Consider the following 21,125-nt stretch of genomic DNA (forward strand, 5'->3'; position numbering starts at 1 on the left):
CCCAGCGAGGATGACGGAAGACGCCATGACCGCACCGATCGATCGCCGTGCAGACGGGACGCAGTGCGGCCGATGAGCGGCATCGAGCGCAGTATGTGGGACAAGGACACGTCCGCCGAAGCGAACGGCGGCGAGTACCGCGTACTCGCCCGCAAATACCGGCCGCGCGATTTCGACGATCTCATCGGCCAGCAGCCGATGGTGCAGACCCTCACCAACGCCTTCCAGTCGGGGCGCATCGCCCAGGCTTATATGCTGACCGGCGTCCGCGGTGTCGGAAAGACCACCACGGCGCGTATCCTGGCGCGCGCACTGAATTACGAAACCGAGACCGTGCATGAACCGTCGATCGACCTGCGCGTCTTCGGCGAACATTGCCGCGCGATCATCGAAGGCCGCCATGTCGACGTGATCGAGATGGACGCCGCCTCGCACACCGGCATCGACGATATCCGCGAAATCATCGAGCAGGTGCGCTATCGGCCGGTTTCGGCGCGCTACAAGGTCTACATCATCGACGAAGTGCACATGCTGTCGACGCAGGCTTTCAACGGCCTGTTGAAGACGCTGGAAGAGCCGCCGGCGCATGTGAAATTCATTTTTGCGACGACCGAAATCCGCAAGGTGCCGATCACGGTTCTGTCCCGTTGCCAGCGCTTCGATCTGCGGCGCATCGATGTGGGCCTGCTCGTCGATCATTTCCGCCGCGTGGCCGAAGCCGAAGACGTACCGGCGGAAGATCTGGCGCTCGCCATGATCGCCCGTGCTGCCGAGGGATCGGCGCGCGATGGCCTGTCGCTGATGGATCAGGCGATCGCCCATGGCGGCGGCCGGATCGAAGCGGAAGCCGTTCGCTCCATGCTCGGCCTTGCCGATCGCGGCCGCATCGTCGATCTGTTCGAGCATGTCGCGCGTGGCGATGTCGCTGCGGCACTGTCTGAATTTGCAGGCCAATACGAAGCCGGCGCCAATCCGCCGGTGGTGCTGACCGACCTTGCCGATTTCACGCATCTGGTCACGCGGCTGAAATTCGTGCCGGAAGCGGTCAACGATCCCTCCCTGTCCGAAACCGAGCGCACACGAGGCGCCGATTTTGCCGCTGGTCTCGGCGTGCCCGTCCTGTCGCGCCTGTGGCAGATGCTGCTGAAAGGCATCACCGAGACAGAGGCGTCCAACCGGCCCTATGCGACAGCGGAAATGGTGCTGATCAGGCTTGCCCATGCGGCGAGCCTGCCATCTCCCGAAGATGCCGCGCGTCGCGCATTGGAGCGCGCCGACGAGCCTTCTGCGGAAGGCCGGACAACCGACGCGGCGCCTTCCCGACCCTCAGGCGGCGGCGGGGCATCCGCGTCGTCGTCGGCGGCATTGCAGGTCGCGCAGCCGCAGATGCGCGCCATGCCGCAGCAACAGCCGCGCCAGAACGGCGCGATCCTGCGGGCCGTGGCCTCGACGCCTGAGCCACAGCGGCAAGAGGCGCCTGCGCAAGCATCCGCTCCAGAGCCCATAAGCAACGCCGCAGCAGAGCCGACGCCTGCCGAGCAATCCGACGATGACGACTGGACGGGGCCGACCACGCTTGCGGAAATCGTGGCGCTTGCCGACGAGAACCGGGACATAAGGCTGAAAGTGCTTTTGCGGACGGCGTTACGCCCGGTTCGCATCGAGCCCGGCCGGATCGAGGCGGCTGTCGGCGGCGAAGCGCCTAAGACCTTCCTCAACGATCTGAGCGTCGCTTTGGAGAAATGGACCGGCCGCCGCTGGATCGTGATGCTGAGCCGCGAAGAGGGCGAAGCGACGCTTGCCGAGCAGGAAACCGGCGCGCGCAATCTTCTCGTGCGGGATGCGAAGGAAGATCCGGACGTCGCCGCGATCCTTGCGCGCTTTCCGGGCGCGCGGATCACCGACGTCCGCATATCGACCGAAGGGGAAGCGGATGCGGAGATCGCGCCGCAATCCGCCGAAGGGGATATCCTCCCCGATGCCGACGAGGCCGGCGACGACTAGAAGATGCCGTCCGTGACGGCTGTGCAAGAATGGAGACGATACGATGCGCGACATCATGGGCATGATGGGCAAGCTGAAGGAAATGCAGGACAAGATGGGCAGCCTGCAGGAAGAGATTGCAGCGCTTGAGGTGGAAGGCACCGCAGGCGGCGGTCTCGTGACCGTCAAGCTCAACGGCAAGGGCCACATGCTCGGCATGAAGGTCGATCCGTCCCTCTTCAAGGAAGAGGAGATCGAAGTCCTGGAAGACCTGATCATTGCCGCCCATAACGACGCCAAGGGCAAGGCCGAGACCGAACTGCAGAAGCGCACCCAGGAGCTGACCGCCGGCCTGCCGATCCCGCCCGGTATGAAGCTGCCTTTTTAGGCCGGACACACCGTTCGACCGCCTGTTCATCAAACCGGTGATCGGCTAGACAACGGCCCATGGCAAAACGCGTCACCGGTCCCGAAATCGAACGTTTGATCCAGCTTCTGGCTCGTATTCCGGGCTTGGGCCCACGGTCTGCTCGGCGTGCGGCCTTGCATCTCATCAAGAAGAAGGAGCCACTGCTCGCGCCGCTTGCCGATGCTTTGGCGGTGGCGCGGGACAAGGTGGGCGTCTGCTCGCGCTGCGGCAATGTGGATACCGCCGATCCATGCGCGGTCTGCGCGGATCCCCAGCGGGATCAGTCCGTGATCATCGTCGTGGAAGATGTCGCCGATCTCTGGGCGCTGGAGCGCGCCGGCGCCATGAACGTCGCCTATCACGTGCTCGGCGGAACGCTGTCGCCGCTCGACGGAGTAGGGCCCGATGATCTGAACATCGCTGGGCTCGTCGAGCGGGTCGCAGCCGGCGGCATCGTCGAGATCGTGTTGGCCGTCAACGCGACCGTCGAAGGTCAGACGACCGCGCATTACATCACTGATCGCCTTGCCGGAATGGACGTAAAGATTACCCGGCTCGCGCACGGAGTGCCTGTCGGAGGCGAGCTCGACTATCTCGACGAAGGCACATTGTCTGCGGCGCTTCGTGCGCGCACCAACTTCTAGGCAGCTCCGAACAAAAAAATGCCGCCACAGGAGAACCCGCAGCGGCATTTCGGACGCAAGAACCGCTAGTTCGGCTTAGCGATAGACATAAACGATCTGGCGGCTAGCCGGATCGACGAGAACCGGCTGGCTGTTCACGTTCACATAGCGATATTCGTAGTCCGGTACTTCGCGCAGTTCCACCGTGTCCGGAACCTGCGCGCCGACGACGACTTCGCCTTCGAGATAGACAGGCTCGGCAGCATTGCTGGTGACATAGGTCGTGACGGTTTCCGGCGGATCGATGACGCCAGCGGTCGTGCCGGCTGCGGCAGCGCCGGCGACGCCGCCTACGACTGCACCGATCGGACCGCCGATAAGGGCGCCAGCGACTGCGCCGGTTGCGCCACCCATGACGGCGCCATCGGTTGCGGAGCCTTCGTCATAGGTCGTGACCGGCACGCCGACATCCTGGTAGCGCTCCGTGACGACGACTGTTTCGCCCGAGAGGTCAGCGGTGAGGTAGTCCGAGTAAGCCCAGCCTTCGCCGCCGGCACCCGACACCTGGCACCACTTGGAGCCTTCGAGGCAGCCATTGATCGTGGCTTGCTCACCGGTGTTGATGACGCCCGTGACCGGGAACTGCGGGCCAGGGCCCGAACGAATGTTGAGGTCGGCGGTGGCCGAAGCCGTCGTTTGTGCGAATGCGGCGCCTGATGCCAGAAGAGCGGCGCCGACGATTGTCGCGGACGCGATTTTCGTAAAGCGGGTGGTCATGATCAGGAACTCCTTTGTGGCGTTGTTCTTGTTGTTGTTCACGAGATTTTGTTCTTGTGTCCCTACGCCGCCTTTAACGAACCGCATCCGGCTTCGTTCCCTGTCGCCTTCAGTCCGCCTTCACGCTTCGTTACGGTCGTGCAAGATGATTCGGGTTGCTCGAGGGGGAAGCACATGGTCCTGAGATTTGTGACGGCACTCGCCGCCTTAGTGGCGTTGGCGACCTCCGTTGCGGCCCAGTCTCGCGGCGACACGGAAGTACGGTTCCGCGCCTTTCTGGAAAACGACATTCGCGCGGAAGCGGCGCGCGCGGGGGTGTCGGGCCAAACCTTCGCAGCAGCATTCAGTGGCGTGTCGCTCGACTGGGACCTGCCGGACCTCGTGCCGCCGGGCAGCGCACCGCCGGCAGAGCGGCGCCAGTCACAGGCGGAATTCCGCTCGCCCGCCGCTTACTTCTCCGAGCAGAGCCTGCAGGGCCTCGCGTCCAGTGGCCGTTCGCTTGCGCAGCGCTATCAGCCGGTCTTGCAGCAGATCGAGGCGCGCTATGGGGTTCCCGGTCATTTCCTGGTTGCGATCTGGGGGCGTGAATCCGGTTTCGGCCAGGCGGCAATTCCGCACTCGGCCATTCGGGTGCTGGCCACCAAGGCCTTCATGTCCACGCGTCCGGACCTTTTTCGCCGCGAACTGATCGCAGCTCTGCAGATCCTCGAGCGTGGCGACATTTCACCGGCCGCGATGAAGAGCTCCTGGGCCGGCGCCATGGGTCAGCCGCAGTTTCTGCCGTCGAGCTACCTGGAATATGCGGTCGATTTCGACGGCGACGGGCGCCGCGACATCTGGAATTCGGTGCCCGACGCGCTCGCATCGATCGCGAACTATCTTGCCCAGAAGGGCTGGCAGCGCGGCCGCGACTGGGGCTTCGAAGTGGTGATACCCGATGGCGTCTCCTGCGCGCAGGAAGGCCCCGATCGTGCGCGGACGATTGCGGAGTGGGAGCAGATGGGCATCCGCCGCATTTCCGGCAATGCCTTTCCCGAGCATGAGCGCCGCGGCGCGGGGATGATGCTCGTGCCGGCCGGCCGGCACGGCCCGGAATTCATCGTGACCCCAAATTTCTACGTCTTCAAGGAATACAACAACTCCGACAATTACGCGCTCTTCGTTGGCAATCTCGGCGACCGCATTGCCTATGGCTCCGGCGGTTTTCGCGGCAGCTGGGGCAATGTCGGCACGATGTTGCGCTCCGATATCGCCAGCATGCAGCGGTCGCTCGAGGGTGCTGGATATGACGTGGGCGGCGCCGATGGCCTTCCCGGCTTCAAGACGCGCCGTTCGATCGGTGAGTGGCAGGCCCGGGCCGGACGCGCGCCGACCTGCTTCCCCGATCGCGATCTGGTTTCGACCATTCGATAGGTTCTTGCAATCGCAGGCTGCCTCGGTTCAACTGCCTCCGCGTGATGCGGGGGTTGAATGCGGGTGAGCATGAGGAACGGGAACGCCGAGCGGCTGGCAGGTCGGATCGAGACGATGCGTGCCGATCTCGTGGCGTTGACCCAGGACCTCATCCGCATTCCGACGCTGAACCCGCCCGGCGAAAACTATCGCGATATCTGCGACTATCTGGACAAGCGACTGACCGCCTCGGGCTTTGCAACGCAGTTGCTGCGCGCTGAAGGAACTCCAGGCGACAGCACGCGCTACCCGCGCTGGAACATCGTCGCTCGACGAGAAGGCCGTGTGCCCGGCCAGTGCGTTCACTTCAATTCCCATACGGACGTGGTCGAGACGGGCAAGGGCTGGACTGTCGATCCCTTCGGCGGGGTCGTCAAGGACGGGCGCGTCTACGGGCGCGGCGCCTGCGACATGAAGGGCGGCCTTGCCGCATCAATCATCGCGGCGGAAGCTTTCATCGCCGAGAACCCGGATTTTGCTGGGGCCATCGAGATTTCCGGCACGGCCGATGAAGAGACCGGTGGCTACGGCGGCGTCGCCTGGCTTGCCGAAAAAGGCTATTTCTCGCCCGAACGCGTCCAGCACGTCATCATTCCCGAACCGCTGAACAAGGACCGCGTCTGCCTCGGGCACCGCGGGGTCTGGTGGGCCGAGATCGAGACCAAGGGCAGGATCGCGCATGGCTCGATGCCGTTTCTCGGCGACTGCGCGGTGCGCCACATGGGGGCGGTGATGCGCGCCATGGAGGACGATCTCTTCCCCAAGCTCGCGGCCAAATCGACGTCCATGCCCGTCGTGCCGGACGGTGCGCGCAACTCCACCATGAACATCAATTCGCTCCATGGCGGCCAGGCTGAGCCTGAAGCGGATTACACCGGCTTCCCGTCGGCCTGCGTGCCGGATTCGGCCCGCATGGTGATCGACCGGCGCTATCTGATCGAGGAGAATGCCGAAGAGGTGCGCGGCGAAATCGTCGATCTGCTCGAGGGGCTGAAGGCCGGTCGCAAGGATTTCGATTACGCCTTGAAGGAGCTCTGGCAGGTAAGCCCGACCATGACCGAGCGCGATGCGCCCGTGGTCGTGGCCGTGGCCGATGCCATCGAGACGGTGCTGAAGCGTCCGCCGGTCTATGTCGTGTCGCCCGGCACCTACGACCAGAAGCATATCGACCGCATCGGCAAGCTCAAGAACTGCATCGCCTACGGACCCGGCATCCTCGACTTGGCACACCAGCCGGATGAGTATGTGTGCATCGACGACATGGTGGAAAGCGCGACCATCATGGCCGTAGCGATCGGCGACCTGCTTGCCGGCGGTGCCGCTTCGGCTAAGGTTGGAAAATGACGCCCGTGCCAAGGCCGGCGGGATCAACGGAGTGACGATCATGAGCAAGCGTTTTGCCATCGGTGCCGCGGCTGCGGCCCTTCTTCTCGGATCGACCGCCCTGGCCGGCGCGCAGGAAACCGGCGCGACGATCGGCATGCAACTGGAGCCACCGAACCTCGATCCGACCGCAGGCGCCGCGGCTGCGATCGACGAGGTGGTCTACGCGAATGTGTTCGAGGGTCTGACGCGCTTTGCCGCCGATGGCACGATCGTTCCGGCGCTCGCGCGCGAATGGTCGATCTCGGACGACGGCCTCACCTACACATTTACGCTAGCCGACGATGTCACCTTTCATGACGGTTCGGCCTTCGATGCGGAAGACGTCGTCTTCTCGCTGACGCGCGCCATGGCCGAGGAGTCGACCAACGCGCAAAAGGTGCTGTTCGAGGACATCGCCAGCGTCGAGGCGATCGATCCGGCGACGGTCGAGGTGACGCTCAGCGAGCCGAATGGCTCGTTTCTGTTCAACATGGCCTGGGGCGATGCGGTGATCGTCGCGGAGGAAAGTGCCGGTTCGAACGCGACCAATCCAGTCGGCACCGGGCCGTTCCGCTTCGAAAACTGGGTGCAGGGCGACAGCGTCACGCTTGCCCGGTCCGACACCTATTGGGGCGAGCCTCCGGCGCTCGAAACCGTCACCTTCAAGTTCATTGCCGATCCGACCGCTGCCTTTGCGGCGATGATGGCCGGCGATATAGATGCCTTTCCTAATTTCCCGGCGCCTGAAAATCTGGTGCAGTTCGAGGCCGATCCGCGCTTTGCCGTGATCATCGGGTCGACGGAAGGCGAGACGGTTCTCGGCATCAACAATTCCAAGGCGCCCTTCGACGATGTGCGCGTGCGCGAGGCGATCGCCCATGCGATAGACCGGCAGGCGCTGATCGACGGCGCGCTCTTCGGCTACGGCACGCCGATCGGCAGCCACTTCGCGCCGCATCATCCCGCTTACCTCGACCTGACGGAGCAATCGAATTACGACCCGGAGCGCTCGCGCACGCTTCTGGAAGAGGCGGGCCTGTCCGATGGCATCAGCGTGACGCTGAAGTTGCCACCGCCGTCCTACGCCCGCCGCGGCGGCGAGATCGTCGCTTCCCAACTGCGCGAGGTTGGCATCAATGCGGAGATCGTCACGCTGGAATGGGCGCAATGGCTGGAGCAGGTCTTCACCAATGCCGATTTCGACCTGACGATCGTCTCCCACACCGAGCCGCTGGACATCAACATCTACGCCCGCGACGACTATTATTTCCGCTACCAAAGCGATCAATTCAAAGCGATCATGGCGGAGCTGGATGAAACCTCAGATGAGGCGGCTAGAAACGAGATCCTCAAGCGGGCTCAGCAGCAGATCGCCGACGACTACGTGAACGCCTTCCTGTTCCAGCTGCCGAAGACCGGCGTCGCCGACGCTCGGCTGAAGGGCCTCTGGGAAAATGCGCCGACCCAGGCAAACGATATGACCGGCGTCTACTGGGAGGAGTAACGCACAACGCCGAGGGCCGAACATGACGGGCGTTGCCTTTAACGGCTGGTTGGCGCTGGGGGTTGCGCGGCCTCGAGGCAGGCACGCATGCTGAGATATCTCGCGCGCCGCCTTCTGGTCCTCGCCCTGACGATGGTCGCCGCGAGCATCGTCATCTTCCTCCTGATGAGTGTCGTGCCCGGCGATCCGGCCCAGTTCATGATGGGCATGAATGCCGACCCGGCGGCGCTCGCAGCGCTGCGGGCTGAACTCGGTCTCGATCGGCCGCTGCTCGTGCGCTATCTGGAATGGGTCGGCGGTCTGGTGATCGGCGATTTCGGCCAGTCCTACACCTACCGCGTTTCGGTCTCGCAATTGATCCTCGACCGCATCGGGCTGTCGCTCCCGCTCGCCTTCCTCGCGCTTTTGCTGTCCGTCGTCATTGCCATTCCGGCGGCGCTGTTTGCGGCTCAGCGGCACAACAAGGCAGGCGACATCTCGGTGATGGGGCTGTCGCAGATCGGCATCGCGGTGCCAAACTTCTGGTTCGCGATGCTTCTGGTGCTTTTGTTCTCCGTCACCCTGCGCTGGTTTTCCGCCGGTGGTTTCCCCGGTTGGGACGCGGGTTTCGTGCCGGCCATGAAGGCGCTCACCTTGCCAGCGATCGCGCTGGCGCTGCCGCAGGCGTCGATCCTTGCCCGGGTTCTCCGTTCCGCGCTGCTGGACACGCTGGGTGAGGATTATATCCGCACCGCGCGCGCGAAGGGGCTGTCGCGCGGCCAGGCACTCAGGCGGCACGCCTTCAGGAATGCATTGATCCCGGTGCTGACGATCATCGGCCTGCAGTTCTCGTTTCTCCTGGCGGGCGCCATCATCATCGAGAACGTGTTCTTCCTGCCGGGGTTGGGCCGGCTGGTGTTCCAGGGCATCACCCAGCGTGACCTGATCGTGGTGCAGAGCGTGGTGATCCTGCTGGTCTTCGCCGTCACGCTCGTTACCTTCCTGGTCGATATCGCCTATGCCTTCATCGATCCGCGTCTGCGACGGGGCACGGTATGAGCGGGGCGTATTCTCACCGGCCGCGGCGGTACCTGCGCAATCCGTCGTTCCTCCTTGGCGCCATCCTGACCGCGATCTTCGTCGGCCTGGCGCTCGTTTCGCTCTTCTGGACACCCGCCGATATCGCGCGGCTGAACGTTTCGGCGCGTCTTCTACCGCCGTCGCCACAAAACTGGCTCGGAACCGATCACTACGGGCGTGACCTCCTGTCGATGATCATGGTGGGCGCCCGAACATCGATCGCGGTGGCGCTAATTGCAGTCGGCGTCGGCATGGTCATCGGGGTGCCGCTCGGCCTCTGGGCAGCGGCGCGGCGCGGTGGATGGATCGACGAACTCATCATGCGGTTCAACGATCTGGTCTTCGCCTTTCCGGCTCTGTTGCTGGCCATTATGATCACCGCCGTCTTCGGTCCGGGGGCAGTCAACGCCATTGTCGCGATAGGCATCTTCAACATCCCGGTCTTCGCGCGCCTGTCGCGGGCGGGGGCGTTGTCGCTCTGGACGCGGGACTTCATCATGGCGGCACGGGTCGCCGGCAAGGGCGCCGTCCGCATCTCTTACGAGCACATTCTGCCCAACATCGCGAACCTGCTGATCGTCCAGGCGACGATCCAGTTCTCGCTCGGAATCCTGGCCGAAGCGGGCCTTTCCTATGTCGGCCTCGGTGCGCAGCCGCCGCTCGCCAGCTGGGGCCGGATGCTTGCCGATTCCCAGACGATGATCGCGCTGGCGCCGCAGCTGGCCCTGATCCCGGGGCTGGCGATCGTGCTGACCGTGCTCGGCCTCAACCTGCTTGGCGACGGCCTGCGCGATCTCACCGACCCGCGCATGGAAGCGGTGAGGCGCTGATGAGCGGCAGTGCACCCATCCTTGCCGTCCACGACCTGAGCCTTTCGATCGGCGGCACGCCCATCCTCGAAGAGGTTGGCTTCGACATCCCGCACGGATCGATCTTCGGCCTCGTCGGCGAATCCGGGTCGGGCAAATCCTTGACAGCGATGAGCGCCATGCGCCTCCTTCCGGCAGGCGCCCGCCTCACGGGCAGCATCAAGCTGGCCGGGCGTGAGCTTATCGGGTTGCCGGAAGACACGATGTGCCATCTGCGCGGCAACGAGATCGGCATGATCTTCCAGGAGCCGATGACGGCGCTCAATCCGCTGCATACGATCGGCCAGCAGGTAGCAGAAACGATCCGCATCCACACCGATCGAAGCCGCAAGGACGCGCTCGACACCGCGCGCGAGACGCTGGCGCGCGTGGGGCTGCCGGGCGATCGCTTCCCGCTCGACCGCTATCCGCATGAACTCTCCGGCGGCCAGCGCCAGCGTGTCGGCATCGCCATTGCCGTCGCGCTGAAGCCCAAGCTCCTGATCGCGGACGAGCCGACGACCGCGCTCGACGTGACGACGCAGGCGCAGATACTTCAGCTCCTGAAGACGCTTGTGGTCGAAGACGGTATCGGCCTCATGCTGATCACCCATGATCTCGCGGTCGTCGCCGACATGGCGGATAGGATCGGCGTGATGGAGGCGGGTCGGATCGTCGAATGCGCGGAGACGACAGACCTCTTTCAGCACACCCAGCACCCCTATACGCAGCGCCTTTTCGCTGCCTCGCGCCATGTCCCGAAAAGGCGGGCCTATGTGCCGCAGCAGGGCGACATCCCGCTGCTGAAGGTCGACAATCTGGTGCGCGACTACCGGCCGAATAGCCTGTTCTCCGGCAAAGCCAGGACCGTGCGCGCCGTCGACGATGTCAGCTTCGCCATGTTCCCGGGCGAGAATGTCGGATTGGTCGGCGAGTCGGGCTGCGGAAAGTCGACGCTGGCACGTGCGCTGCTCGGTCTGGAAGTGGTGCAAGGTGGGCAGATCACGCTGCGTGGCAAACCTTTCGCACAACCCGGCAAGCCGCCCGCGGCCGATCAGCGCCGGCTGATCCAGGTGGTGTTCCAGGACCCCTATGGCTCGTTCAATCCACGCCATCGCGTGGATCGGCTGGTCGCCGAGCCCCTGCACCTTCTGAACGAGAGGCCGTCCGATCTCGAAAGACGCCGCAAGGTCGGTGCCGTGCTGGAGGCGGTGGGTCTGGCGGCCGATGTGGGCAAGCGCTTCATTCACGAATTTTCGGGCGGTCAGCGCCAACGCATTGCGATCGCCCGCGCGCTGATCGTCGAGCCGAAGCTGGTCATCCTGGACGAGGCGGTTTCCGCACTCGACGTCTCGATCCGCGCCCAGATCCTCGATTTGCTTGCCGATCTCTCCAGCCGGCTATCGGTGTCCTACCTGTTTATCTCGCACGATCTCTCCGTCGTGCGCGCGATCACCGACCGGCTGATGGTGATGCGGGACGGCCGGATCGTGGAAGAAGGGCCGACCAGCGACGTGTTTGCGTCGCCCAAGCACCCCTACACGGCGGAGCTGTTAGCGGCTGCGCCTGATCTCGGTTCTGCACTTTTAGCGCGAGGTGTTGATCTGGATCAAATTTCCCAACTGTCTTTGGTATAACGAGAAAACCGCGGTTCGGGCTACTTCCTGCCGATGTTCATTAAGTTTTCGGCAATACCTGAACTACATCCTATGCGGGTGGATTTCAGCGGTTGGGTTCGGGGCCCGCCGCGTGCATGATGCCGGCGAAATCACCATCGGCTGTCCGATATGTCTTCTCATCGCAGTCGTTTCGGGGATGCCGCATGGCACAGGGCACGGACGCGCTCAACGAGCGCTTGGACTTCATTGGCATCGACAAGGCCGCACGCGATCGGATGCGGAGCCTGCAGCCGATCATCGCCGCAGTGATCGGCGACGCGATGGCAAAATTCTACGACAAGGTTCGCGCCACCCCGCAGACCAGCCAGTTCTTCTCCAACGAAGGCCAGATGAAGGGTGCGAAGGCGCGGCAGGAAAGCCATTGGGATGTGATCGCGAAGGCCGAATATGACGCGTCCTATGTGGACGGCGTCAACAAGGTGGGCCGTGCGCATGCCAGACTGGGACTGGAGCCCCGCTGGTACATCGGCGGCTATGCGCTCGTCATCGAGGATCTGATCGCCAGCATCGTGCGGGAACGCTGGCCATCGCGATTTGGCCGATCCGGTCGCGCGCCGCTTGCAGCCGACATCGCCGTCGTGGTGAAAGCCGCGCTCCTCGACATGGACTATGCCATCTCGGTCTATCTCGAAACGCTCGCCAACGAGCGCAAGGCAGCCGAAGAGGCGCGGCTCAAGACGGAAGAGGATCAGTCAGTCGCCATGGCGGCATTCGGCCGTGCGCTGCAGGCGCTGGCGGAAGGCGATCTGCAAAGCCGCATGCCCAGTGATCTGCCGGAGAATTTCCGCGGGATGGCGAGCGATTACAACAACGCGGTCCAGTCTCTGAAAGGCACGATATCGGATGCGCGCGGGGCAGCCGATCAGATCTTGATCGGCGCCGACAGTATTGCCCAGGCCGCCGACGATCTGTCGCATCGCACCGAACAGCAGGCAGCGAGCCTGGAGGAAAGCTCCGCTGCGCTTCATCAATTGACGGAGAGCGTCAAAGTGACGGCGGCCAGCGCCCAAAAGGCTGCTCACGTCGTGGACAAGGCCAAGGAAGAAGCGGATCGCTCAGGCGAGGTCGTCGCCAAGGCGGTGGGCGCCATGGGGGCCATCGAGACCTCGTCGGACGAGATCGCCAAGATCATCGTCGTGATCGACGAGATCGCGTTCCAGACCAATCTCCTGGCATTGAACGCAGGCGTCGAGGCAGCACGCGCCGGTGACGCGGGCCGTGGCTTCGCGGTCGTCGCACAGGAAGTGCGTGAGCTGGCTCAGCGTTGCGCCGCCGCGGCCAAGGAGATCAAGGGCTTGATCACCATCTCGTCCGAGCAGGTGCGCTCCGGCGTGACGCTGGTGGATTCCACAGGAGAAGCCCTGAATTCGATCATTCATCGCGTCTCAGACATCAATGCGCTGGTGACGGGGATCGCTTCTGCTGCGCGCGAACAGTCGACCGGCCTGGCCGAGGTCAACAGCGCCATCAACCAAATGGACGAGATCACGCAGCGCAACGCCGCCATGGTGGAAGAAACGACGGCCGAAACCCACGCGCTGAGAGGCGAGGCTGTGCGCCTCACCGAGCAGATGGCCCAGTTCCGCATCGAAGCCGCCCGCGAGCAGGTGGCAGCAAGCCGTCGACCTCGCTCCTTCGCGGCCTGACCACGGTAGGCGATATCAGCTGCTGATGATCTGGTAGCAAATGCTGGTGACGCCGGCGCTGACGAAGCCAAGTTCGCTGGCAGCCGCGCGGGATACGTCGATGACCCGGTTCTTGATGAAGGGACCGCGGTCGTTGATGCGCACCACGACCGAACGGCCGTTGTTCTGATTGATCACGCGGACCTTGGTGCCGAAGCGCAGATTGCGGTGGGCGGCGGTCAACTTGCCCGGATCCATCTGTTCGCCCGAAGCGGTCATGGATGTGAGCGCGTACCATGAAGCGCGCCCGCATTGTTCCTGGGCCTGTGCGACATTCCCCGAAGATGGCGGCAGAATGGGTGCGAACGCAGCGATAGCGGCTGCTGCGGCCGAAACCTTTAGATATTTCATAAACAATTACCCCGTTGACCCTTGCGAGGAACGGGGCAAATGGGGCGAGAACCGGGCACGCCCGGTCACGCTCTGAATCGGAATATTACTGTGCCGGCAAAGGGTTGCCGGCCAATCTTTCCGTATTTGCTAAAGAACGGAGCGCGGTCCGGTAATCGGGAAAGCGGAAAACGTAGCCAGTTTCCTTCAACCGAACGTTCGAAACGCGCTTGTTCTCGCCATAGAAACTACGTGCCATGGGAGAAAGTTCCGCCGTAGCGAAATCCTGTTCCGGCGGCGGTTGGACGCCCAGCAATTCGGCAGCAAACGACACGACATCCTGCGGCGGCGCCGGTTGGTCGTCGGTCACGTTGAAGATCCCGGCCGCTTCGTGCGCCATCAAATGGCGCGTCGCCCCGGCAATGTCTTCAACATGGATGCGGTTGAACACCTGGCCAGGCTTGATCAGCCGCTTTGCGGTGCCGTTTTGCAGGTTGAGAATGGCGTTGCGACCCGGCCCGTAGATGCCGGAAAGGCGCAGGATCGCCACGGGCAGATGGGCGCTTACCCCCGCGTCGGACCATGCGGTTTCGGCGGTCAGACGCATGATCGATCGATCGGAGACCGGATGGCAGTCGGAGGCCTCGTCCACCCAGGCCCCTTCATGGTCTCCATAGACCCCAACGGTCGAGAGATAGGCGACCCAACGCAACGCGGGAAAGTGAGTCTTGAGATCGTTGCCGATCAGGCCGAGCAGCGGATCGCCCATCTCGCCAGGCGCGATCGACTGCACGAGATGCGTCGTCGTCTGCATCGCCGCCGCAAGCTCGTCCGAAAGGGTCGTGCCGTCGAACAGAAAGGGCTCCATGCCGGACGAGCGCAGCGCCTCGAACTTGCCGCCACTGCGGGTGGTGCCGCCGATCCATTCCGCCCGTCCGTCGAAAGCTTTCGCGATGGCCTGGCCGGAATAGCCGGCGCCGAAAATGAGCAAGCGGGGTTTCATCAGATGGTCTCCTGCAGTGTCTGCCGGTCCAGTGCGCGCGTCCATTCGGCGCGCACGACGGGGTCGGCTTCCGATTCGAGATGATGTCCGGCCTTGTGACGCAGCGTCCCCGCGTCAGCGAGCTCGGCCGTGGCCCACACAGCCATAGCCCTCACCAGCGGCGAGGGATCGGCGAGAAGTGGGTCGCAATGTGCCGACAGTTCGGCAAGGCCGCTGTTTCCGGCAGCGATCAGCACATTGCGGACAAAACGGTCCCGGCCGATGCGCTTGATCGGTGAGCCGGCAAAGTGCTGGCGAAAGGCGGCATCGTCGAACGACAGAAGATCGGCGATGGGAGGCGCCTTGAGGTCGTCCCGCGCCTTGAGCTTGGCTTCGCGCGCCGTCTCCGCAAACTTGTTCCACGGGCAGACGGCCAGGCAGTCGTCGCAGCCATAGATGCGGTTGCCGATCGGCCGGCGAAACTCTTCGGGGATCGTCCCCTTGTGCTCGATGGTGAGATAGGAGATGCACCGGCGCGCATCGAGCTGGTAGGGCGCCGGAAAGGCGTTGGTCGGGCAGATGTCGAGGCAGGCGCGGCAGGAGCCGCAATGGTCGCTTTCAGCCTCGTCGGCGACAAGCTCGGCGGTGGTGAAGATCGACCCCAGGAACAGCCAGGACCCGAATTCGCGACTGACGAGATTGGTGTGCTTGCCCTGCCAGCCGAGGCCAGCCTTTTCGGCAAGCGGCTTTTCCATGACGGGTGCGGTATCGACGAAGACCTTGACGTCGGCGCCGGCGCGCGAGGCGAATTTCTGCGCGACCGTCTTCAGCTTGCCCTTGATGACATCGTGATAATCGCGGTTCTGGGCATAGACCGAGATCGCTGCCCGGTCCGGAAATGCGAGATTGGCGAGAGGGTCATGCTCCGGGCCGTAGTTCATCGCCAGCATGATGACGGAGCGCACATCCGGCCAGAGCACACGCGGATCGCCGCGCCGCTCGGCCGTCTCCGCCATCCAGTCCATGGTCGCGTGCCGACCCTCGGCGATGAAGCTGGCAAGATGTCCGGCTGCGCTCTCGATCGCGTCCGGCGCAACGATGCGCACGGCGTCGAAGCCTTCCTCAAGCGCGGCCTGACGAACAAGCCGAGCAAGCTCGGTCGCCTCAAGGTTATTCGTGTTGCTGGACGATGGCCGATTGGCCAGGCGCGATGCCATCGTGTTCTGCCGCTTCGCTTGTTGCCTCGACCGCACCCCGCCGGCGTGCCTGACGCTCATTTAGTGAGACGGTCGGACGATCCAAGGCTTGACCGCGTCAGAAATCAAGGTCGGCGTAATGCGAAGCAGGGGTTACGCCGCGGATGCGATCGCCGAGCAACGGCCGGAAGGACGGCCGGGACTTGATGCGCTGGTACCAGTCCTTGGACTGGGGGAATTCGCTCCAGTCGATCTCGCCAAGGTAATCGAGGACGGAAATCGAAGCCGCTGCCGCCAGGTCACCGTAGCTCAGCCGGTCGCCCGCAAGCCAAGGCCGTGAGCCGGCGAGCCAGGTGAGGTACTTCATGTGCTGGCGGATATTGCCGCGCGCGGCGCGCATCAGCTTGGAATCCGGAGCCCCGCCGCCCTGCGCCGTCGGCATCTGCAGCTTGAAGACGCGCTCGCGGGCGAGGTGGCGCGTCACGTCCTGCTCCATCTTGACCAGAAACCACTCCACCAGCCGCCGGATCTCGGCGCGCTGGAAACTGTTTTCGGCCAGAAGCCGCCGGTCGCGCTTCAGTGCGCCATGCGTCTCGTCGAGATACTCGGAAATGACGACCGCGCCGCAGAGCGAACGCATGGAATCGTCCAGAAAGACCGGCAGCGTGCCCGCGGGGTTGAGCGCAAGAAACTCGCGCCGGCCCTCCCAAGGCTGCTCTTCGACCAGATCATACTCGAAACCGTATTCGCCAAGCACCAGACGGATGAACCGGGAAGCGGACGACATCGGATGGTGGTAGAGTGTCGGCATTACGCAAACGGCTTTCAAAAGCTCATGAAAAGGTCGGTATGCCCGAATTTTAATGTTTTTCTGGCTACGCTTCCGACGAAGCAGCTATAGGGGCTCGCTCCACCGAAGACAAGCCGGCGCCTCTTTCGTCACTTCTGGCGCCACTTCCGGCCAAAAAACTACAGGACATTTGCATGGGTGAACAAACGATTGTCGGAGCGCTTCTGCTCGGCCTGTTAGAGGGTTTGACGGAATTCATTCCCGTATCGTCGACCGGACATCTGCTGCTTGCAGGCCGCGCCATCGGCTTCAGTTCCACCGGCAACAGCTTCGAGGTGCTCATCCAGGTGGGGGCGATCCTCGCCATCCTCACCGTCTACTCCCACCGCCTGTGGTGGATTGCCCGTTCCTTGCCAACAAGCGCCGAATCACGCCGATTTGTCCTGATCGTGCTGCTCGGCTTCCTGCCAGCCGCCGGTATCGGCTTTCTAGCGCATGATTTCATCAAGACCGTACTGTTCGAAACGCCCGTGGTGATCTGCGTGTCGTTGATCGTCGGCGGCTTCATCCTGCTTTGGGTGGACCGCATGGCGCTTTCCCCGCGCTACACGAATGTCGCGGAGTTTCCGGCATCGCTTGCGCTGAAGATCGGCTTTTTCCAGTGCCTCGCCATGGTACCGGGGACGTCGCGCTCGGGCGCGACGATCGTCGGCGCGCTGGTGAATGGTGCCGACAAGCGCTCGGCTGCGGAATTCTCGTTTTTCCTGGCGATGCCGACCATGGCCGGCGCCTTCACGCTCGACCTCATCAAGAACCGCGACATCCTGAGCGCAGACGATTTCACCATCATCGCCGTCGGGTTCGTGGCGGCGTTCGTTGCAGCTGTCGTGGTCGTACGGTCGCTGCTCGACTTCGTATCACGCCATGGCTACGCGCCATTCGCCTATTGGCGCATTCTTGTCGGCACGGTAGGCCTCGCCGCCCTCTGGTGGGCGGCTTAAGTCCCGACGATCTTGAGGAACCGCGAGACGGTTCCTCAAAGAATTAGTTGCTTTTCTGCGCTGTCGGCCCGTCGGGCTTGGTGAACTGGCCCTGGACGCGGAAGCGCGTAAGATAGGTGGGCAGGATGACCTCGAGCAGGGTCGGCTTGATGCCGACGCCCTCAAGTGTCCGCCCCTCGCGCTTCGCCGCTTCCGAGACCACATTGTCACGCTTCAAAAGGGTGACCTGATCTGCGGTGATCGGCGGCGTAATCAGCGGAAGATGGCTGAAGATGCCACCCAGCACCGTTGCGGGATACCAGGGAATGGTGATGAAGCGGCGCTTGCGCTGGATCACCTTGAGCATCGTCTCGAGGCATTCGCGGAAGGTCAGCACTTCCGGACCGCCCAATTCCAGCGTCTGGCCGCCTTCGATTGATCCATCCACGTGACGTGCAAAGACCTCTGCGACATCCGCGACGTATACTGGCTGGAACTTCGTATGGCCGCCGCCGATCAGCGGCAGGAACGGCGCAACACGCGCCATGTCGGCGAACTTGTTGAAGAAATTGTCTTCAGGACCGAAGATGATCGACGGACGGACGATGAGCGCATCCGGCTTGATTTCGCGAATGGCCTCCTCCGCCTTGCCCTTGGTACGGGCATAGTCGGACCAGTACTGGGAATCGGCGCCGATCGCCGACATGTGGCTGAGCGGAATACCGGCAGCCCGGGCAGCTTCGGCAACCGCGCGAGCGCCGAACGCCTGCACGGGGTCGAACATGTTGCGGCCGCTCTCGTGCAAAATGCCGACCAGGTTGATCACGTGATCGGCGCCTTCGACGGCGCGGTCGATCGACGGGCGATTGCGCAGATTGGCCTGCATGGCCATGATCTGGCCGACCGCGCCGAGTGGCTGCAAATGGCCGGCGAGATCCGGGCGACGGCAGGCGACGCGCACCCGGTAGCCACGCTTGGCCAGCGCCCTAACGACGTGACGCCCGACGAATCCGTTGCCGCCAAACACGGTAACCAGCTTGGGATGGGGCATTATCGTCGTCATGTGAGCGCGTTCCCGTGGATGCGATGATGAAGTGTAATTAGGTCGGGCGATCAGCCTTCATAGCCTTCGACGACGATCATGTCAGCATCGGCAACTTCCTGACGGATGGCTACGGCTGCCTGATATTCCGGGCTTTCATAGCACGCCTTGGCGTCGGCCACGGAAGGAAACTCGATAATGACGTTGCGAGCGCGTGCGCCGCCTTCCAGAACATGGGTATCGCCGCCGCGCACCAGGAATTTGGCGCCATAGCGCTCGAAAGCCGGCTTGGCGGTCGAAACGTAGTCCTTGTAGCGCTCCGCATCGCGTACATCGACGCGTGCAATCCAATATGCCTTAGCCATAATCTGTCCTCCTCTTTCAGTGACTGTTCTGAGCAGCGGCAATCTCCGCGATGATCGCGCTCGCCGCTGCCTTGGGATCGTCCGCCGCGATGATGGGGCGGGCAACCACGAGATGGCTCGACCCGGCCCGAATGGCATCGGCTGGCGTCGTGATCCGCTTCTGGTCGCCGGCGTCGGCGCCGAGTGGCCGGATGCCGGGGGTCACCAAAGCCATGTCCGGGCCGATAATGGCACGCACGGCCTTTGCCTCCGCCGGTGAGCAGACGATGCCGCCCATGCCCACGTCGACCGCTTGCTGCGCGCGGCGGCTGACGAGGTCTGCCGGCGACAATGCATAGCCGGCTTCCTTCGTGTCGGCTTCGTCCATCGATGTGAGCACCGTAACCCCGAGAATGCAGAGGCCGGAGCCCTTGGCGGCGTCGACGGCAGCGCGCATCACCTTAGGATAGGCATGCACGGTCAGCATCGTCATGCCCATCTGGGCGATGTTCTCGACGCCCTTGGCAACGGTGTTGTCGATGTCATGAAGCTTCATGTCGAGGAAGATCGACTTGCCGGACGCCGCAAGGTCTTTCGCGAAGGAAAGCCCGCCGGCGAAGACCAGCTGGTAGCCGATCTTGTAGAAGGACACCGTGTCGCCGAGCGTCGCGACCATGGCTTCAGCGTCTTTGAGCGTCGGGACGTCGAGCCCGACGATCAACCTGTCACGCGGATCGGCGATGGCCGGGCCGGTCGAGAGGTTTCTGCTGGGTGCTGACATCGCGCGTTGCCCATTTCGGCTGCAATTTTCTGGGCTTCTACTGGCATGCGGCGCCTTGCCCTGCAAGGCTCTAGCGACTTGCGACTGCCCGGCAATGATCGATGAGTGACTGGCAGGCTGCGTCCAGCATCCGCGCGTTACGTTCGTCGCCAAGCTGGCCGTCCTCGGTGAAGGCGGTAGACGCCCGCGAGACCGAGCACTGCTCGGTGACGATCTGCGCGCCAACATTCATCAACACCGAGCGCACGTGATAGAGCCCGCGAATGCCGGCAAATTGACCATCCGACGCCGAACCGAGCGCAACGACACGGCCGCGCCAGGCGCGAAGCGGCCGTCCGGCATCGGTCGACACGCGGCTGACCCAGTCGATCGTGTTCTTCAACAAAGGCGGGATCGACGAATTGTATTCCGGGCAGGCGAGAAAGAGGCCGTCTTGTAAAGCGATGAGCCGCGCGAGCTTCAGGGCGTTTTCGGGAATTCCCTCACGCGTCTGCAGGTCTTCGTCCATGATTGGCAGGGGATAGTCGGCAAGCGAGATGCGCGTCACGTCGGCCCCTTTCACCGTCAGGGCGTGGGCGGCGGCGGCGGCGAGGCTCGCGTTGAACGAGCCTTCTCGGTTGGAGCCGGGGAAAACGAGGATCTTGGGGGTCATCGCAGAAGGCAGGTGCTGGGGTCAGATCGGGCGGCGGTAGAGCCAGAGATGGGCGGGCGGAATATTACGCACCACGAAATCCAACTTCTCGACCACGTAGTTGCCGCGCCCGGGCGCGACGGGCGAGCGCGGGCCATAGGTGATCTGGACGACAGGTCGACCGGCCGGAATGCGGCCGAGCAAATCCTCGATCAGCGCGACGCGCTCGGGCATCGGGAAATTAAGGAGCGGAATGCCGGACACGACGCAATCGAATGTCTGATCGGCAAGCGGTCCAAGCGTGGAGTCGAGATCGAAAGCGTCGCCCTGGATGACGTTGACGCCCGGAAACAGCCGCCGGACATGGCTGACGAAATCATCCGAATATTCGACGCAGACGAGTTTGTTTGGCGAGACGCCGCGTTCGAGGATCGCTTTGGTGACGACGCCCGTGCCAGGGCCGAGTTCGAGAACGGGAAGGCCGGAGGTCGTATCGATGACGCTCGCCATGCGCCTGGAGGTGACGGCCGAGGTCGGCACGATCGATCCGACAGCCTTCGGGCCATCCATCCACCCCTTGAAAAACCGGATCTCGTCGTCGAAGCGCTTGGACAGTTTCCGTGTCAAAGTGCCGACCATGGCGATATCCTCTTCCCGTTGGCGGA

Annotated in this window: 21 protein-coding genes; 11 read left to right on the top strand and 10 right to left on the bottom strand. The window is 63.5% G+C overall.

Annotated elements, in window-relative coordinates; all coding sequences use genetic code 11:
- Positions 1–72: 72 nt before the first annotated feature.
- The 3 genes from QQL76_RS17565 to recR are packed head-to-tail and all read left to right on the top strand — an operon-like array spanning position 73 to position 3,036.
- On the top strand, positions 73–2,004 hold the full coding sequence (locus tag QQL76_RS17565; RefSeq protein WP_499208747.1) for a DNA polymerase III subunit gamma/tau: 1,932 nt from the start codon (positions 73–75) through the stop codon (positions 2,002–2,004).
- A 43-nt stretch (positions 2,005–2,047) separates the two neighbouring features.
- The gene (locus tag QQL76_RS17570; RefSeq protein WP_499208748.1) at positions 2,048–2,371 is read left to right on the top strand and encodes a YbaB/EbfC family nucleoid-associated protein; all 324 of its coding nucleotides are present in this window, start codon (positions 2,048–2,050) and stop codon (positions 2,369–2,371) included.
- A gap of 59 nt (positions 2,372–2,430) precedes the next feature.
- Positions 2,431–3,036: a recombination mediator RecR gene (recR, locus tag QQL76_RS17575; protein WP_499208749.1), complete on the top strand. Its 606-nt coding sequence runs from the start codon at positions 2,431–2,433 to the stop codon at positions 3,034–3,036.
- Between the two features lie 75 nt (positions 3,037–3,111).
- On the opposite strand, the gene QQL76_RS17580 is transcribed toward recR, so the two are convergent.
- Positions 3,112–3,792 (bottom strand): DUF1236 domain-containing protein, encoded by a 681-nt coding sequence (locus QQL76_RS17580; protein WP_404863116.1) that lies wholly within the window; start codon positions 3,790–3,792, stop codon positions 3,112–3,114.
- Between the two features lie 174 nt (positions 3,793–3,966).
- Between QQL76_RS17580 and QQL76_RS17585 the strand changes: the two genes are divergently transcribed.
- The 7 genes from QQL76_RS17585 (at position 3,967) to QQL76_RS17615 (ending at position 13,345) form a co-directional block, all read left to right on the top strand.
- The gene (locus tag QQL76_RS17585) at positions 3,967–5,205 is read left to right on the top strand and encodes a lytic murein transglycosylase (RefSeq protein ID WP_499208750.1); all 1,239 of its coding nucleotides are present in this window, start codon (positions 3,967–3,969) and stop codon (positions 5,203–5,205) included.
- A 69-nt stretch (positions 5,206–5,274) separates the two neighbouring features.
- A complete protein-coding gene (locus QQL76_RS17590; RefSeq protein ID WP_499208751.1) occupies positions 5,275–6,588 on the top strand; it encodes an acetylornithine deacetylase/succinyl-diaminopimelate desuccinylase family protein in 1,314 nt (437 codons plus the stop codon).
- A 40-nt stretch (positions 6,589–6,628) separates the two neighbouring features.
- Entirely contained in the window at positions 6,629–8,113 is a 1,485-nt protein-coding gene (locus tag QQL76_RS17595; RefSeq protein WP_499208752.1) for an ABC transporter substrate-binding protein, read from the top strand.
- 87 nt (positions 8,114–8,200) lie between these two features.
- Entirely contained in the window at positions 8,201–9,151 is a 951-nt protein-coding gene (locus QQL76_RS17600; protein WP_499208753.1) for an ABC transporter permease, read from the top strand.
- A complete protein-coding gene (locus tag QQL76_RS17605; RefSeq protein WP_499208754.1) occupies positions 9,148–10,002 on the top strand; it encodes an ABC transporter permease in 855 nt (284 codons plus the stop codon). The genes QQL76_RS17600 and QQL76_RS17605 overlap by 4 nt, the downstream gene beginning before the upstream one ends.
- Positions 10,002–11,657: an ABC transporter ATP-binding protein gene (locus QQL76_RS17610; protein WP_499208755.1), complete on the top strand. Its 1,656-nt coding sequence runs from the start codon at positions 10,002–10,004 to the stop codon at positions 11,655–11,657. Before QQL76_RS17605 ends, QQL76_RS17610 begins: the two co-directional genes overlap by 1 nt.
- 185 nt (positions 11,658–11,842) lie before the next feature.
- The gene (locus tag QQL76_RS17615; RefSeq protein WP_499208756.1) at positions 11,843–13,345 is read left to right on the top strand and encodes a globin-coupled sensor protein; all 1,503 of its coding nucleotides are present in this window, start codon (positions 11,843–11,845) and stop codon (positions 13,343–13,345) included.
- A gap of 15 nt (positions 13,346–13,360) precedes the next feature.
- Here QQL76_RS17615 and QQL76_RS17620 read toward each other — a convergent pair whose 3' ends face one another.
- The 4 genes from QQL76_RS17620 to QQL76_RS17635 form a co-directional block, all read right to left on the bottom strand.
- Positions 13,361–13,735 carry a septal ring lytic transglycosylase RlpA family protein gene (locus QQL76_RS17620; RefSeq protein WP_499208757.1) on the bottom strand — a complete coding sequence of 125 codons (375 nt, stop codon included), beginning with the start codon at positions 13,733–13,735 and terminating at the stop codon, positions 13,361–13,363.
- An 85-nt stretch (positions 13,736–13,820) separates the two neighbouring features.
- Positions 13,821–14,717: an SDR family NAD(P)-dependent oxidoreductase gene (locus tag QQL76_RS17625; protein WP_499208758.1), complete on the bottom strand. Its 897-nt coding sequence runs from the start codon at positions 14,715–14,717 to the stop codon at positions 13,821–13,823.
- On the bottom strand, positions 14,717–15,913 hold the full coding sequence (queG, locus tag QQL76_RS17630) for an epoxyqueuosine reductase (RefSeq protein WP_499208759.1): 1,197 nt from the start codon (positions 15,911–15,913) through the stop codon (positions 14,717–14,719). Before queG ends, QQL76_RS17625 begins: the two co-directional genes overlap by 1 nt.
- A 97-nt stretch (positions 15,914–16,010) precedes the next feature.
- Positions 16,011–16,703 (bottom strand): glutathione S-transferase family protein, encoded by a 693-nt coding sequence (locus QQL76_RS17635; protein WP_126006903.1) that lies wholly within the window; start codon positions 16,701–16,703, stop codon positions 16,011–16,013.
- A 173-nt stretch (positions 16,704–16,876) separates the two neighbouring features.
- Between QQL76_RS17635 and QQL76_RS17640 the strand changes: the two genes are divergently transcribed.
- Complete coding sequence (locus QQL76_RS17640) at positions 16,877–17,683, top strand: undecaprenyl-diphosphate phosphatase (protein ID WP_126006901.1); 807 nt, start codon at positions 16,877–16,879, stop codon at positions 17,681–17,683.
- Between the two features lie 43 nt (positions 17,684–17,726).
- Here QQL76_RS17640 and QQL76_RS17645 read toward each other — a convergent pair whose 3' ends face one another.
- From QQL76_RS17645 to pmtA, 5 genes are all read right to left on the bottom strand, one after another.
- Positions 17,727–18,725: a complex I NDUFA9 subunit family protein gene (locus QQL76_RS17645; protein ID WP_126006899.1), complete on the bottom strand. Its 999-nt coding sequence runs from the start codon at positions 18,723–18,725 to the stop codon at positions 17,727–17,729.
- A 50-nt stretch (positions 18,726–18,775) separates the two neighbouring features.
- A complete protein-coding gene (locus QQL76_RS17650; protein ID WP_126006897.1) occupies positions 18,776–19,069 on the bottom strand; it encodes a DUF1330 domain-containing protein in 294 nt (97 codons plus the stop codon).
- 16 nt (positions 19,070–19,085) lie between these two features.
- Positions 19,086–19,829 (bottom strand): orotidine 5'-phosphate decarboxylase, encoded by a 744-nt coding sequence (pyrF, locus tag QQL76_RS17655; RefSeq protein ID WP_499208760.1) that lies wholly within the window; start codon positions 19,827–19,829, stop codon positions 19,086–19,088.
- A 70-nt stretch (positions 19,830–19,899) separates the two neighbouring features.
- Positions 19,900–20,481, bottom strand: coding sequence for an NADPH-dependent FMN reductase (locus tag QQL76_RS17660; protein ID WP_499208761.1), 582 nt, complete (start codon positions 20,479–20,481; stop codon positions 19,900–19,902).
- A gap of 21 nt (positions 20,482–20,502) precedes the next feature.
- Complete coding sequence (gene pmtA, locus QQL76_RS17665) at positions 20,503–21,099, bottom strand: class I SAM-dependent methyltransferase (protein ID WP_499208762.1); 597 nt, start codon at positions 21,097–21,099, stop codon at positions 20,503–20,505.
- Positions 21,100–21,125: the final 26 nt, after the last annotated feature.

The sequence above is a fragment of the Rhizobium albus genome (assembly GCA_030160035.1).
GTDB lineage: Bacteria > Pseudomonadota > Alphaproteobacteria > Rhizobiales > Rhizobiaceae > Georhizobium > Georhizobium albus.

What these genes read in the sequence shown, in the direction of transcription:
- QQL76_RS17565 (WP_499208747.1), top strand. Translation starts at nt 73, where the DNA reads ATGAGCGGCATCGAGCGCAGTATGTGGGACAAGGACACGTCCGCCGAA.
- QQL76_RS17570 (WP_499208748.1), top strand. Translation starts at nt 2,048, where the DNA reads ATGCGCGACATCATGGGCATGATGGGCAAGCTGAAGGAAATGCAGGAC.
- recR (WP_499208749.1), top strand. Translation starts at nt 2,431, where the DNA reads ATGGCAAAACGCGTCACCGGTCCCGAAATCGAACGTTTGATCCAGCTT.
- QQL76_RS17580 (WP_404863116.1), bottom strand. Translation starts at nt 3,792, where the DNA reads ATGACCACCCGCTTTACGAAAATCGCGTCCGCGACAATCGTCGGCGCC.
- QQL76_RS17585 (WP_499208750.1), top strand. Translation starts at nt 3,967, where the DNA reads ATGGTCCTGAGATTTGTGACGGCACTCGCCGCCTTAGTGGCGTTGGCG.
- QQL76_RS17590 (WP_499208751.1), top strand. Translation starts at nt 5,275, where the DNA reads ATGAGGAACGGGAACGCCGAGCGGCTGGCAGGTCGGATCGAGACGATG.
- QQL76_RS17595 (WP_499208752.1), top strand. Translation starts at nt 6,629, where the DNA reads ATGAGCAAGCGTTTTGCCATCGGTGCCGCGGCTGCGGCCCTTCTTCTC.
- QQL76_RS17600 (WP_499208753.1), top strand. Translation starts at nt 8,201, where the DNA reads ATGCTGAGATATCTCGCGCGCCGCCTTCTGGTCCTCGCCCTGACGATG.
- QQL76_RS17605 (WP_499208754.1), top strand. Translation starts at nt 9,148, where the DNA reads ATGAGCGGGGCGTATTCTCACCGGCCGCGGCGGTACCTGCGCAATCCG.
- QQL76_RS17610 (WP_499208755.1), top strand. Translation starts at nt 10,002, where the DNA reads ATGAGCGGCAGTGCACCCATCCTTGCCGTCCACGACCTGAGCCTTTCG.
- QQL76_RS17615 (WP_499208756.1), top strand. Translation starts at nt 11,843, where the DNA reads ATGGCACAGGGCACGGACGCGCTCAACGAGCGCTTGGACTTCATTGGC.
- QQL76_RS17620 (WP_499208757.1), bottom strand. Translation starts at nt 13,735, where the DNA reads ATGAAATATCTAAAGGTTTCGGCCGCAGCAGCCGCTATCGCTGCGTTC.
- QQL76_RS17625 (WP_499208758.1), bottom strand. Translation starts at nt 14,717, where the DNA reads ATGAAACCCCGCTTGCTCATTTTCGGCGCCGGCTATTCCGGCCAGGCC.
- queG (WP_499208759.1), bottom strand. Translation starts at nt 15,913, where the DNA reads ATGGCATCGCGCCTGGCCAATCGGCCATCGTCCAGCAACACGAATAAC.
- QQL76_RS17635 (WP_126006903.1), bottom strand. Translation starts at nt 16,703, where the DNA reads ATGCCGACACTCTACCACCATCCGATGTCGTCCGCTTCCCGGTTCATC.
- QQL76_RS17640 (WP_126006901.1), top strand. Translation starts at nt 16,877, where the DNA reads ATGGGTGAACAAACGATTGTCGGAGCGCTTCTGCTCGGCCTGTTAGAG.
- QQL76_RS17645 (WP_126006899.1), bottom strand. Translation starts at nt 18,725, where the DNA reads ATGACGACGATAATGCCCCATCCCAAGCTGGTTACCGTGTTTGGCGGC.
- QQL76_RS17650 (WP_126006897.1), bottom strand. Translation starts at nt 19,069, where the DNA reads ATGGCTAAGGCATATTGGATTGCACGCGTCGATGTACGCGATGCGGAG.
- pyrF (WP_499208760.1), bottom strand. Translation starts at nt 19,829, where the DNA reads ATGTCAGCACCCAGCAGAAACCTCTCGACCGGCCCGGCCATCGCCGAT.
- QQL76_RS17660 (WP_499208761.1), bottom strand. Translation starts at nt 20,481, where the DNA reads ATGACCCCCAAGATCCTCGTTTTCCCCGGCTCCAACCGAGAAGGCTCG.
- pmtA (WP_499208762.1), bottom strand. Translation starts at nt 21,099, where the DNA reads ATGGTCGGCACTTTGACACGGAAACTGTCCAAGCGCTTCGACGACGAG.